The organism is Williamwhitmania sp. (assembly GCA_035529935.1).
GTDB lineage: Bacteria > Bacteroidota > Bacteroidia > Bacteroidales > Williamwhitmaniaceae > Williamwhitmania.
In genome coordinates this window covers 1-13299 of sequence record DATKVT010000105.1, presented here as the reverse complement: position 1 = coordinate 13299, position 13299 = coordinate 1, and the positions used below count along the sequence as shown (strand labels likewise).

At 44.7% G+C, this 13299-nt stretch carries 9 protein-coding genes; 8 read left to right on the top strand and 1 reads right to left on the bottom strand.

Annotated elements, in window-relative coordinates; all coding sequences use genetic code 11:
- A partial coding sequence (locus tag VMW01_08240; protein HUW06237.1) for a gliding motility-associated C-terminal domain-containing protein occupies positions 1 to 260 on the top strand: 260 nt, incomplete at its 5' end.
- A 63-nt stretch (positions 261 to 323) separates the two neighbouring features.
- On the opposite strand, the gene VMW01_08235 is transcribed toward VMW01_08240, so the two are convergent.
- Positions 324 to 2414 (bottom strand): glycoside hydrolase family 97 protein, encoded by a 2091-nt coding sequence (locus VMW01_08235; GenBank protein ID HUW06236.1) that lies wholly within the window; start codon positions 2412 to 2414, stop codon positions 324 to 326.
- Between the two features lie 315 nt (positions 2415 to 2729).
- Between VMW01_08235 and VMW01_08230 the strand changes: the two genes are divergently transcribed.
- From VMW01_08230 to VMW01_08200, 7 genes are all read left to right on the top strand, one after another.
- Positions 2730 to 3434, top strand: coding sequence for a TonB family protein (locus VMW01_08230; GenBank protein HUW06235.1), 705 nt, complete (start codon positions 2730 to 2732; stop codon positions 3432 to 3434).
- 102 nt (positions 3435 to 3536) lie between these two features.
- Entirely contained in the window at positions 3537 to 4244 is a 708-nt protein-coding gene (locus VMW01_08225; protein HUW06234.1) for a TonB family protein, read from the top strand.
- A 430-nt stretch (positions 4245 to 4674) separates the two neighbouring features.
- The gene (locus VMW01_08220; protein HUW06233.1) at positions 4675 to 6105 is read left to right on the top strand and encodes a hypothetical protein; all 1431 of its coding nucleotides are present in this window, start codon (positions 4675 to 4677) and stop codon (positions 6103 to 6105) included.
- 6 nt (positions 6106 to 6111) lie between these two features.
- Positions 6112 to 8919, top strand: coding sequence for a 2-oxoglutarate dehydrogenase E1 component (locus tag VMW01_08215; GenBank protein ID HUW06232.1), 2808 nt, complete (start codon positions 6112 to 6114; stop codon positions 8917 to 8919).
- A gap of 84 nt (positions 8920 to 9003) precedes the next feature.
- Positions 9004 to 10257 carry a 2-oxoglutarate dehydrogenase complex dihydrolipoyllysine-residue succinyltransferase gene (gene odhB / locus VMW01_08210; protein ID HUW06231.1) on the top strand — a complete coding sequence of 418 codons (1254 nt, stop codon included), beginning with the start codon at positions 9004 to 9006 and terminating at the stop codon, positions 10255 to 10257.
- Positions 10258 to 10472: 215 nt separating this feature from the next.
- Entirely contained in the window at positions 10473 to 11534 is a 1062-nt protein-coding gene (locus VMW01_08205) for a hypothetical protein (GenBank protein HUW06230.1), read from the top strand.
- A 1019-nt stretch (positions 11535 to 12553) separates the two neighbouring features.
- Positions 12554 to 12853, top strand: coding sequence for a hypothetical protein (locus VMW01_08200; protein ID HUW06229.1), 300 nt, complete (start codon positions 12554 to 12556; stop codon positions 12851 to 12853).
- Positions 12854 to 13299 lie beyond the last annotated feature (446 nt).

Sequence of the window (13299 nt, the reverse complement as noted above, 5' to 3'; positions counted from 1 at the left end):
AAGATGTTATTATACCCAACGTGTTTACCCCCAATGGTGATGGCATTAATGACTACTTTGAAATCAAAGGCCTGAAGCCAAACTCTACGTTACGTGTATACAATAGCAACGAAATTTTAGTATTCAGCTCGGAACAGTACGATGGGAGTTGGAATGGCACCGATAGCAATGGCAACAAGCTCACCGAAGGAACATACTGGTACATTCTCAATGTTCCAGAATCGGGAAGATATACCGGGTGGGTATACCTTAAAAGGTAAAAAGTTTATTAAACAAGAAGGGAGGCAATCGCCTCCCTTCTTTCTATGTAAATTCACACAAAACTACTTCTTAGGAACAATGGCTATGGCAGCACCGCCGCCGGGAGCCAGCTTTAGGGTAAGCGTTGAGCTGCTGTCGACGCTAAAGTTCTCTATCTTAAATGCAGTTGGATTCTTGTCCCAATCGGCATCGTCACCATCGCCGTAAACGGTGGCAACGTAATGCTTCCCGGGGTCAAGAAAGTCCAGCTTTATGGTTAGCGTTCGCGCATCGCCATTGGTTACGCTACCCACAAACCAGCGCTCGCCGCCCCTCTCCTTCCGAGCAATGGTAACGTATTGGCCAATCTCCCCATTCAGCACCTTGGAGGTTTCCCAATCCACCGGCACATCACGAATAAACTGGAATGCCGGATTCTGCTCATAGTTCTGAGGCAGGTCGGCTGCCATCTGCACGGGGCTATAAATCACAACGTAAAGGGCCAGCTGCTGCGCAAGCGTAGTGTTAACCTGATTATGTGGCCTATAGGGCTTTAGCTTTAAGTCGAAAATGCCCGGTGTGTAATCGATGGGCCCGGCAAGCATCCGTGTAAACGGAATAATGGTGAGGTGCTCCGGCGGGTTTCCGCCATCGGTTGCCCAGGCGTTGAACTCCTGACCGCGCAGCCCTTCACGGGAAATAAAGTTGGGGTAAGTTCTGCGAATTCCCGTTGCCATAATGGGTTCGTGTGCATCTACAGCAATACCATACTTTGCAGCGGTTTCCAGCACCTTTTGGTAGTGGTTTACCATCCACTGCCCGTGATGGTATTCACCATTCGGAAGAATCTTCCCAACGTAACCGGTCTTTACCGTATGGATATCCAACGATTTCATGAGGGCATAGGCCGTGTCCAACTGCCGTTCATAGGCCCGTGGCGTGCCGGCAGTCTCGTGATGCATAATCAGGTTAACGCCCTTCTCCTTTCCATAGCGTACAACCTCCTTAAGATCGTAGTCGGGGTATGGAGTAACGTAGCTAAAGGTGCTCTCACGGTCGGCAACCTTACCCCACTTTTCCCAGCCCTCATTCCAACCCTCAACCAATATGGCGCCAATGTTATTCTTGGCCGCAAAGTCAATTAGCTTCTTGGCGTTTTCGGTGGTGGCACCATGCCTGCCGCTGGCCATGTCCCAGGTAACAATGCCCAGGTGCATTCCCCACCATATCCCCACATATTTGGTGGGTTTCACATACGATACATCGCCCAGCTTATTTGGATCGTTGAGGTTTACCAGCAGCTTCGACTCAATGAGCTCCCCTGCTCTATCTGTAACCTGTATGGTGCGCCATGGAGTATTGAACGGTGCTGCAACCTTGGCACGGTATCCAAAGTCGGTGCCAACGAGCTTGCTCATCATCATCAACTTATCGGGAAAAATTTGTAGCGTGATGCCGGGATAGTTGTAGAGGGCGGCCTCATGAAAGCTGAGGTAAACGCCATCATCGGTTTTCATTGTAATGGGCGTATTCACCGCATTATCCTTGATGGATGAGATGGCCAGATTGCCATCCTTCAACCGTTTAGCAACGTCAATATCCTTAAAGCGGGTTGTGCTGTAGAGATGCTCGTAGCTATCCCAGTCTCCGGGCTGCCACCAGCACATGGGGTTGCTGGTAAGTTGAAACTGGGTATTCTCATCGGTAATCACCATCTCCTTCAGATTTGGCTGCTTTGGAAACTCATAGCGAAATCCCAAACCATCATCGAAAACACGGAACACGAGATTCATTTGTCGTTTTAACCCACTACGTTCCTGTAGGTTAACCCGCAACTCCCGGTAATGGTTTACCACCTCCCGCTGCTCGCCCCAGGGCATTGTCCAAGTTTCGTTAAACTCGCGTGTCTGCTGCCCTGTAATTTTAAAGCCCGCCTTCAGCGAAGGAGCCCCCTTAAAATCGAAGCCCAAGGTGGAGGTTTCCACAACAGGCTTTCCCTTATAAACAACACGGTAGGCCGGCTCACCCTTGGCAAGCAGCATAAACTCTACCGTTAGATCACCCGAGGGTGAAGAGATGGCCAGTGGCTTATGGCCATTGGCGCTGAGTGAACCCGACCAAAGCATTGCCATCGCTCCCAGCCAGGTAAAAATCAGTTTTGCTCCTCTTTGCATGGTAAATATTTTAGGTTGAAAAAAGTTCGATAAGGGCAAAGGTAGCAAAATGGGCAAGCCAGCATTTCTTTGGAAATGGCAATGCTGCCAAAAAGTGCGCAAACGATTACGGAGAGAGAAGAATGACCATATCAATAACTTCAAAGATGGATTTACCCATTCAGGTTCAACCTCAAATTAAGGATTGCAAATGGGTTCATTCGTATCTGCTAACGCTTAAGATCAAGTGCAATAGGATAGATAAAAGAAAATCGGGCAACAATGAATAAAGAATTTTAATAACTTTGGTATTGAAACCATAACCTACCAAAAAAGATGAAAACCTATCTAACCCTGCCTTTCGTATTTGTAATCTCACTATTCACCTTTAACGCAGTTGCTCAAAACAACAACACCGACTCCTCAGCTATAACTATAAGTAAGAAGGTAGTTGGGAAGGATGGAAAATCGCTCTTCATTGGCTCTTATAAAAAAGATAGCCAAATTCGTGAAGGAGAATTCCAATTTTTCAACAGTGATGGAAAAGTTGAAGTTGTTGGTCACTACCAAAACGATAATCCTTGTGGAAATTGGATTTTTTATAATAACCGAGGCAAAGTCATTAAGACGATAAACTATGCCTCCGCATTCACCGTAATAAATCAGAATAAAAGTCAAGCTGAGGTTAAGCAACCCGTATCCTCAAATGACAGCCTGAAAACCAAACCAGAGCTTGTTGTTGTTGAAGAGATGCCAACATTCAACAATGGTGGGCCAATGGCATACAATAGCTATCTCCAAACCAATCTTCATTATCCAACTTACTGCCAACTTCTTGGAATTGAAGGTGAGGTAATAGTTTCATTTACAGTTGATAAAGATGGCAGCGTGGTTGATCCCTCAATAATTAAAGGCGTTAATCCCGACTTTGACACAGAAGTTTTGAGACTCGTTCTCGACTCACCTAAATGGAAACCTGGCAAGTCAAAAGGACAACCCGTTAAAGTGCGTTTTACATTTCCAGTAATTTTCAAATTATAAAGTTGTTTCCTTTTGCATAGCCTCCTAGAAGGTCAACAAGACATTACCAAAATCAAGAATCTTGTATCTTCGATATTCAAACCATAACCTACAAAAAAAAAAATGAAAACCTATCTAACCCTGCCTTTCGTATTTGTAATCTCACTATTCACACTAAACGTAGCTGCTCAGGAAATAAACAAAACCGACTCCGCCTCAACTTTAACAAGGACAAAGGTGGTAGGAGATGATGGAAAAACACTTTTCATAGGCTCATACAAAACGGGTAGCCCGATTCGCGAGGGACAATTTCAGTTTTTCAACAAGAAAGGTAAGTTGGAAGCCATTGGATATTATCGTAACAATAGGCCCTGTGGGAAATGGATATACTACGACAAGGATAATGCTGTTGTTAAAACGCTCGACTACGAATCGACCTTTTCGCTACTACCTCCAGTATACAATAGCAACGAGAGTAACGAAGAGATTGACCAACCTAGGCCAGATGATGGCAACCGGACAGTTTATTTCCTTGTTGAGGATATGCCCACATTCAATAATGGAGATTACAACGAATTTAGGAAATATATTCAGCAAAACCTTCAATTCCCGATCTATTGTTTAGACTTAGGGTACCAAGGGAAAGTATTTGTTCGATTTATTGTGGATGAAGATGGGAAAGTAATTAACCCAACGATTGTAAAAAGTGTAAATCCAGATATGGATGCTGAGGTTTTGCGGGTAATTTCAGAATCACCAAGATGGAAGGCTGGCATGCGAAACGGAAAACCAGTTGCTGTTGCATTTACCTTCCCTATCACTTTTCAATAGGTTGTGTTGGCCACAAAATGATAGGTTGGCAAGTTTTGAAAGAGTTATAAATAAAGGCTATACTGCGAAGAACCCTTCAACCATTGCGGTGCATGGCATCTCCATTTCGTTGAACAACTGTTGAGCATGCATCGATCACGCAAGAGGAGACCTTATCCCCATGGCTGAAGCCGTGGGTTATGTATGTTCTTGGAATGATTTTAGGAGAAAAATATTTCGTCCCTACATACGGTCACATTCTTTTACTTCTTTTACTTCTTCTAACTTCTTCTAACTTCCTATACCTTCTTGTATCTTCTTTTCCCTTTTCTCCCAATTTCTTCAATTTTCCAAAACCTTTGCACCACAAGCTTGTTTACCTTAGGAAATAAGCAAAAAGTGGCTAGCATTGGCCAAAGTTTGCTACCTTTAGGCAAAGCTGGCAAAAGCGATGGAACGAGAAATTCAAAGCACCAAGAGCAAGGCGCTCAGCATAAATCTGGATAATGCCATTTACGGCACACTAGCCGAAATTGGTGGTGGTCAGGAGGTGGCTCGAGCATTCTTTCAGGCGGGTGGAGCCTCGGGCACCATTGCTAAAAGCATATCCGCCTACGACAAGACCTTCTCCGATCACCTCTACAACGAGGGCCTGCCCGACCGTTACGTTTCTGAGGAACGGCTGCACCGCATGCTCAATCACGAATACACGGAGCTCATCGACGTACTGGGGGATAAGCACGGCCCCGACACCCGCTTCTTCGCCTTTGCCAATACGGTGGAGACCATCAACTTCGCCAAAACCAACCAAGGGCACGGTTGGCTGGGTGTTCGGTTCGAGATGAACGAGCGCGGCAGGGCCAACGAGGTGGTAATACACGTCAACCTGCAGGAGAACGACCCACTGCTTCAGCAATACACGCTGGGAACGCTTGGCGTAAACCTTATCTGGGCTTGCTTTAAAAGCATCGACAGGCCAAACACCTTTCTGCAATCGCTCATGGACAACCTCGACAACGACCGTATTGAGGTAACCATGATACGCATGAGCGGACCTGACCTCACCTGGGTGGACAATAAGCTGCTGGGAGTGCAGCTGGTGAAGAATGGCATGACCACTGCTACCATATTTGACCGACACGGCGAGGTGCGACAACCATCGGACATGCTCTACAAGAAAAACGTACTGGCTTTCAGAGGTTTCTTTCGCCCCATCACCTACGTTGGATTCGACATGCTCAAAACCAGCTACGCCATTTTCAAATCCGACCCGGAATACTCACGCGATAGCACGCTATCGCTCTGCGAGATAACGCTGAACAACCTGCTGAACGAAGGGGAAATTGACGAGCGCGACTTTCTCGACCGCGTGAACCTGCTCAACGGCATGGGCCAAAACGTGATGATTTCCAACTATCGCGAATACTATAAGTTGGTAACATACTTCTCTTGCTTCAAAATAAAGAAGCTACGCATTGTAATTGGCATACCCACCTTTCGCAAGGTTTTCGATAAGCAATACTACACCGACCTGAAAGGAGGAATACTGGAAGCCTTTGGACGGCTCTTTCCAGCAAATACGAAAGTGTACGTTTACCCAGAATTAAATGAGAAAACCGGCGAATTGGTTCATTCCGGCGATCTCAAACTTCCCGATGATATTGCACCTCTTTACCTCTACTTAAAGGCCAACCGAAAAATTCTTGAAATAACTAAGGCAAAAAAGGAGTGGCTTCACATACACCCTCATGTGGTGTTGGAAAAAATACGCCAAAACGATCCCGAATGGGAGACTATGGTTCCCAAATACGTTTCGGACGCCATTAAACACAAAAAACTTTTCGGCTACATGGCTGAGAAGTCTTTACCACGATCAAAGTAAAACAGTATGGATAAATTTTCATTTGTAGGCAATTCTGAAATTGAAGCCATTGATGAGCTTTACCAGCGCTACCGTTCCAACCCAGAAAGCGTGGACGAGAGTTGGCGCTCCTTTTTTAAGGGGTTTGAGCTAGCTCGCACCACCTACGGCGACCATCCTTCGGGTGAATTCGACAAGGAGTTCAAGGTGCTCAACCTCATCGATAGCTACCGCAAGAGGGGACATCTTTTCACCCAAACCAACCCGGTAAGAAAAAGAAGGACCTACTCTCCTACCCTCGATATCGACAACTTTGGCTTATCTAGCGAAGACCTCGATACCGTTTTTCAGGCAGGCAAAACCATCGGCATTGGTTCTGCCTCACTACGTCAAATTGTTAGCCATCTAGAGCAGACCTACTGTGCATCGGTTGGTGTGGAGTATACCTACATCCGCAAACCTGATGTTGTGGAGTGGCTGCGGTATAAAATGGAGTCTACCCAAAACCTAACCAAGTATTCTCCGGAAGAGCGCAAGCATGTGTACTGGCACCTAGTTCATGCCGTTGGATTCGAGCAATTTATCCACAAAAAATTTGTGGGACAGAAACGATTTTCACTCGAAGGTGCCGAAGCGCTGGTTCCAGCGCTCGATGCCGTTATCGAACATGGTGCAGAGCTGGGTATACAGGAGTTCATTATCGGCATGCCACACAGGGGTAGACTAAACATTCTTAACAATATACTCCGAAAACCGGCAGAAAAGCTATTTGCTGAATTTATGGGGGAGCGATACGACGAGAACATTGCCCTCGGCGATGTGAAATACCACCTCGGCTACGACAACAAAATCACCACCGATAAGGGAAAAGAAGTTTTCCTGAGCATGCTGCCCAACCCGTCGCACTTGGAGATGGTTGGTCCGGTGGCAGAAGGAATTGCCCGTGCCCGAATCGACCACCGCTACGGCAAAGACTTTAACAAGGTTGCCCCCATCATTATTCATGGTGATGCAGCTATGGCAGGTCAAGGTGTGGTGTACGAAACCATTCAAATGAGCCATTTAAAAGGCTACACAACTGGTGGCACCATCCATCTGGTAATCAACAATCAGGTGGGCTTTACCACCAACTACCTCGATGCACGCAGCAGCACCTACTGCACCGATGTAGCCAAGGTAACCCAGTCGCCAGTTTTTCACGTTAACGGCGACGATCCCGAAGCGCTTATCCATACAATAAAACTAGCGGTTGAATACAGACAAACATTCCACACCGATGTATTTATCGACATTCTCTGCTACCGGAAGTATGGCCACAACGAGGGTGACGAACCTCGTTTTACCCAGCCTACGCTCTACGACGCCATTGCCAAGCATCTCAACCCTCGCGATATCTACGCTAACTTTCTAATGAAGGAGGGCATTATAAATGCCGATGAAGCGAAGCTGATTCAAAAGGAGTATGATGACGATTTGGACGCCAAGTTGGAGTTGGCAAAAACATTCAAGAAGGTTACAATTAAGCATTTTCTGGAGGAAGATTGGAAAGGATTCCGGCACTCCGTTGCCACCGACTTCAACACCTCTCCCACCACCGGTGTTCCGTTAAAAACCCTTCATGCACTTTTCAGCAAAATAAACACGCTGCCCGATGGCAAGCCATTCTTTAAAAAATTGGCCAAGTTGCTGGACGACCGCAAGCAGATGGTGGAAAATAACAAGCTCGACTGGGCCATTGGAGAGCTGCTGGCCTATGCCAGCATCGCAGCCGAAGGACACCCCGTTCGTCTCAGCGGTCAGGACTCCGAGCGAGGAACGTTTTCCCACCGCCATGCCGCCTTCAACGTGGAGGACTCCGATGAGAAATACTTTCCCCTACAGCATATCGCCGACAACCAAGCGCCAGTGCACGTATACAACTCACACCTCTCCGAATATGGAGTAATGGGATTTGAGTATGGCTATGCACTAGGCTCTCCCAACGGTCTTACCATCTGGGAGGCACAGTTTGGCGATTTCTATAACGTGGCACAGCCAATTATCGACCAGTATATTAGCTCGGCAGAAGATAAGTGGGGGCTCCTCAACGGGCTTACCTTACTATTGCCCCACGGCTACGAAGGACAAGGACCGGAGCACTCCAGCGCAAGACTCGAGCGATTCTTAACCCTCTGTGCTCACAACAACATGCAGGTGGTGAATCCAACCACTCCTGCCAATATGTTCCACCTTCTCCGCCGACAGGTGAAGCGTGAGTTTACGCTACCACTGGTGGTGCTAACGCCCAAGAGCCTGCTCCGACATCCCAAGTGCGTGTCTACCATGCACGACCTTAGCACTGGAGCATTTCAGGAGGTAATTAACGACCCCAACACCGACCCAGAATCCGTGCTTCGCGTGGTCCTCTGCTCCGGCAAAATATACTACGATCTGCTTGCCCGTAAGGAACAGCACGAAGCTCGTGACATTGCAATTATAAGGATTGAACAGCTATACCCATTCCCAAAGGAGCAGGTGCTAAATGCGCTCGCCAGCTACCCCAACGCCATACAGTATTTGTGGGTTCAGGAGGAGCCGGAAAACATGGGTGCTTGGAACTTTGTAAATAGCCAACTGCCTAGGCTAGAAATAAAACCGGTGACCCGACAAGCCAGCGGTAGTCCGGCTGTAGGGCTGAGCAAGCTGCATTTTCTGGAGCAGGAGGAGATCATTGGAAAGGTTTTCCGAAAATGCGATTGCGAACTCAAGAACAAGTATTGCGGCTTGCAGTGCAAGGTTGGCAGTGCCCGAAAGAACGTTAAGGTAGAAAGAGACGTTATATTTGAGAAAGAATGACGAGTAACAGGTAACAAGTTACGGGTAACTTTGTAACTCGTCACCTGTAACTTTCAAAGTAAAAACTTCTAATCATCCAAAATAATGGTTGTAGAGATAAAAATTCCCAGTCCAGGCGAAAGCATCACCGAGGTGGAGATTGCCAGCTGGCTCGTTGAGGACGGTGCGGCAGTAGAGAAAGATCAGGAGATTGCGGAGGTGGAGAGCGATAAGGCTACCCTACCCCTTCTTGCTGCAGAAGGTGGAAAACTCAAAATTTTAGCAAAGCCCAATACGCCAATTAAGGTGGGAAGCGTTGCCTGCACCATCGACACTGAGGCAGCCGGAACCACACCCGCAGTGAAGCCTGCTGCACCTGCCCCAAAGGCAGAGCCAGCGGCAACACCCGAGAAAAAAGTAGAGCCAAAAGTTGCCTCGGAGCCGGTAACTAGCACCGAATCCAAGGTTAAAATCTCACCGGTTGCCCGCAAGGTGATGGAGGAGGAAGGCCTTTCTGTAAAAGACATTATTAACGGTTTAAAGCGCATTGGCAAGCACGAGGTAGATCTGGCCAAATCGGGTTTGAGCCAGACAGTAAACACCATTATTTCCCAACCACTGGAAGCCACCCGCGAGGAGGATAGGAACCGAATGAGCTCCCTCCGCCGCAAGCTGGCACAACGGCTGGTGACCGTAAAGAATGAAACAGCCATGCTCACCACCTTCAACGAGGTGGACATGAGCCAGGTGATGGAGCTGCGTAAAACCTACGGTAAGGAGTTTCTGGAGAAGTTTGGCGTGAAGCTGGGCTTTATGTCGTTCTTCACCAAGGCGGTGGTGGAGGCGCTTAAGCAGCACCCTTCCGTAAACTCCATGATTGACGGTGAGGAGATTGTTACCCCTCGATACTACGACATTGCCATTGCCGTTCAAACCCCTAAAGGGCTTATGGTTCCGGTGGTTCGCAATGCCGAAACCCTATCTATTGCCGACATTGAACATCGGATAGCCGAGCTGGCCGACCGCGCCCGTTCGGGAAAAATTACTCTGGAGGAGATGACGGGCGGAACCTTCACCATAACCAACGGAGGCATATACGGCTCCATGATGAGTACCCCCATTATTAACCCACCACAGTCGGGCATTTTGGGTATGCACAACATTGTTGAACGCCCCATGGCGGTGAATGGTAAGGTGGAGATCAGGCCCATGATGTACATTGCCCTCAGCTACGACCACCGCGTTATCGACGGCAAGGACTCGGTGGAATTTCTGGTAAACGTTAAGCAGATGCTGGAAAACCCCGAACAGATGCTGCTGGGCGGACGGCGACCGGATAAGCTGTTGCTGGGTCTTTAGGAGGTAACTGTAATTTCACAGATATTATTCGGATAGACGAAGAATACAAGTCTAATGAATACAACTTATAGCAGCATTTTTGCTGCTATAAGTGTTTATATGCTTAGGTAGTGCAACAATAAAATTAGAAAAGTTGAAAAAAAGATTAATTTTGATTTAGGGTAACAGCTACAATTCAAACATATAAACGAATTAGATACAATACTTTTTTTGATATGCCAGATTCATTACCAAGTTGTAAACTTTGCAACATAACAGGAGCTAATGAGACTGGCTCTCATTTGTTAACCGCTTGGTTGATTGCTTCTGCATTTGACAATGAAAGAAGAGGAAGAGATTATGAAATAATTTACAAGATTGACAATGAGCCTTTCAACTTTCCATATTTTGGTAGAAGTGTACCTCCTGAAAAAATAGAGCAAAATATTGGTAGAGAATTACATGAAAGTGAAAAAGATACGCAAAAAAATATGTTTGTTGAAGACAATATCTTTTGCAAAACTTGTGAGAAAAGGCTTAAAACAATTGAAGATGCATTCTTAAACAAAGTACACAACAATCTAAATAAAGAAAAAATTAAAAACGAGGCTAATAAATTTAATAATTGCAAAGAATTAAAAGACAATTTAATTATTCGTTTATTTTTTTATTCACTCGTTTGGAGAATCTCAGTATCGAAATCAGTTGATTTTAAATTAACCGTAAATCTGGAAAACAAATTAAGAAAATTACTAAATGATACATTAGAATTAGATTTAAAAAAAACTACAGAAAATATGGAAAAATTAAGATCTAAAATTGTTAGTTTACCATTGATTATTATCAAATTAGAAAAAACAGAACACCCAACAGAAATGCCAGTGCTATTTAAATTAAAATATAAAAAACCATTCAGTTTCATAATTAATGACTATGTAATTTTGTTATATGAGAAGAAAGAACATTTAAGAAGTGTACCACAAAAGTTTTTTGGGATTACCAATATGATAAATCAAGAGCAACTTTTGAATTACAATGAATCCTTATTTAAAGTTGGATTTTTAGGGACAGAGCAAGTTCATCAAATTATCAAGAATATTGTTTGCCTAATTGTTGAATTAGATTTTTCATTTTGGAAAAGATTCTATAGGGAAGCTTTTAAAAAACGATTTGGCGAATACCCTGATGAATCTTACACCCAGAAATTTTTTAAAGAACTAACAGATAATGATAAAAAGATTGGAATAAAGCGAACTAGGGAAAGTATATTAGAGGCAATGAATAAATCATTAAGATAATAGATAATCACACATGACCTTCCTATTTAAACTGAGATTAACCATTCCAAAAGTCTTATACTATCTTCAATCAACAAAAAAATTAAGCCCGTCATTCTCTCCTCAACTTCATATCACCTACCCCAAAGAGCCCATACGCCTACCTCAACGGTTCCTCCACCTACTTCTATGGGAAACAGTTATCTCATTTAGGGTCGCAGGGCTAATTTCGAGGCTCGTATGCCAAGCAGAGATGGAGAACGTTCTAGGTAAAAGGTAAGAAAATCCTCACTTAAAGTGAGCCCGTTTGAGGTAAGATGCTAAAGCATCCTAACTAAAAGTGAGAATATCCTCGCTTAAAGTGAGGACATCCTAGGTAGGAAGGTAGGTCAACTTACTAAAAAGTTAAGCCGACTAGCCAAACAGGTGGAACGACGGAGGTAAAAGGGAGAATGAATCTGCCATTGCCCCACTCTGCCTCCTATTATTTACTGTCACCTACACCAAAAAGCCAAAAACCTAGCGCAAAAGTTCATCCACCTATTTCAAAGGGTACTCCCTACTTACAACGGAGCCAACTCTCACTTTAGAGTCAAGATTAAAGTGAACTTCAATTCAAATGTTTTTTCTGCCATCGCAGCATTACCAACCAAAACTTCAACTGTCAAATTTACAGAATAACTGCCAACACAACAGGTCAGAATGGCTTAACATCCATATAGGCGTATTCATGTCAATACAAATAAAATTAAGCGAAGAAACGCTCTTCCGTTCCCTTACAATACTGACAATAAAACATTTGGCATACATCTTGCACCGCCACTCCAGAAAAAAAAAAGGAGGTGAAGGCCAAAAAACAACATCAATTTAAACCTTGGCTTAGGGTTTAAAGACTACGGGGTTGGCTCCCAAGGGTGTTTTTGACAAAAAAATAGTAACAGAACCATGTCGACACTAGTAATAGTCGTTATATCTGCCAGCGAACATCATCGGTTAATGGAATTTTGAAATTAGAATAATAATACAAATAATTATTTATCATGGACAAACAAAAAGTATTTAAAGAGATTACCAGCGAGTTACACATACAACCTAATAATTTATATCTATCTAAAGGAGGTACTGTAACTAGGAAAGGACTCAGAGATGTATATTATTCACTAGAGCCCAATGCACCTAAAAACCTATTAAAGCATCAGGTCACTAAGGAAATACTAAAAAAACTGCACATTGAAGAGCAGCCTTACCACTTTTCCAAAGGTAGCACCGTAACGAAAGATGCATTATTAGACATATTGGATGCAATAAGATATCGTAAACATCCGCAGCAAGCGGCATAACACTCTAGGGAGAGCGCCAATTTTAATGGTGCTCTCTTTTATTTATTCCAAAACCATCAATAGCTACCTAAAAAACCGAACCGCTGCCACAAGGGCAACAATTCGGTTTGGAGAAACAAAAAGGCATATCTTTTTGGAACGGCCTGCGCCAATTCCTCATCTAGCAATAGATTATTATGCAACTTCGCACTTCCGGCTTTTTTGCTTCACTGGGTTACACGGAGGAGTTAAGGCTATATATGGCAGCCGCACAACTTCGGGCTCCGGTCTCCGGACTTCCAGCTTTTCTGCCACCCCCGATAAATCTGGATCTACGTTCCACTCCCTTATCTCCGCAGAAATAGGTCTGCTGTTGATTCTGTTTTTAGAATTACCTATCTTTGGGTAAACGATTTTTCCATGACCGGGACCAAAAAAATAATATTAGAGGAGTTGAAGGCGATTCT

Excerpts from the sequence above, each read along its gene's own strand:
- VMW01_08230 (HUW06235.1), top strand. The coding sequence starts at position 2,730 with ATGAAAACCTATCTAACCCTGCCTTTCGTATTTGTAATCTCACTATTC.
- VMW01_08215 (HUW06232.1), top strand. The coding sequence starts at position 6,112 with ATGGATAAATTTTCATTTGTAGGCAATTCTGAAATTGAAGCCATTGAT.
- VMW01_08235 (HUW06236.1), bottom strand. The coding sequence starts at position 2,414 with ATGCAAAGAGGAGCAAAACTGATTTTTACCTGGCTGGGAGCGATGGCA.
- odhB (HUW06231.1), top strand. The coding sequence starts at position 9,004 with ATGGTTGTAGAGATAAAAATTCCCAGTCCAGGCGAAAGCATCACCGAG.
- VMW01_08200 (HUW06229.1), top strand. The coding sequence starts at position 12,554 with ATGGACAAACAAAAAGTATTTAAAGAGATTACCAGCGAGTTACACATA.
- VMW01_08225 (HUW06234.1), top strand. The coding sequence starts at position 3,537 with ATGAAAACCTATCTAACCCTGCCTTTCGTATTTGTAATCTCACTATTC.
- VMW01_08220 (HUW06233.1), top strand. The coding sequence starts at position 4,675 with ATGGAACGAGAAATTCAAAGCACCAAGAGCAAGGCGCTCAGCATAAAT.
- VMW01_08205 (HUW06230.1), top strand. The coding sequence starts at position 10,473 with ATGCCAGATTCATTACCAAGTTGTAAACTTTGCAACATAACAGGAGCT.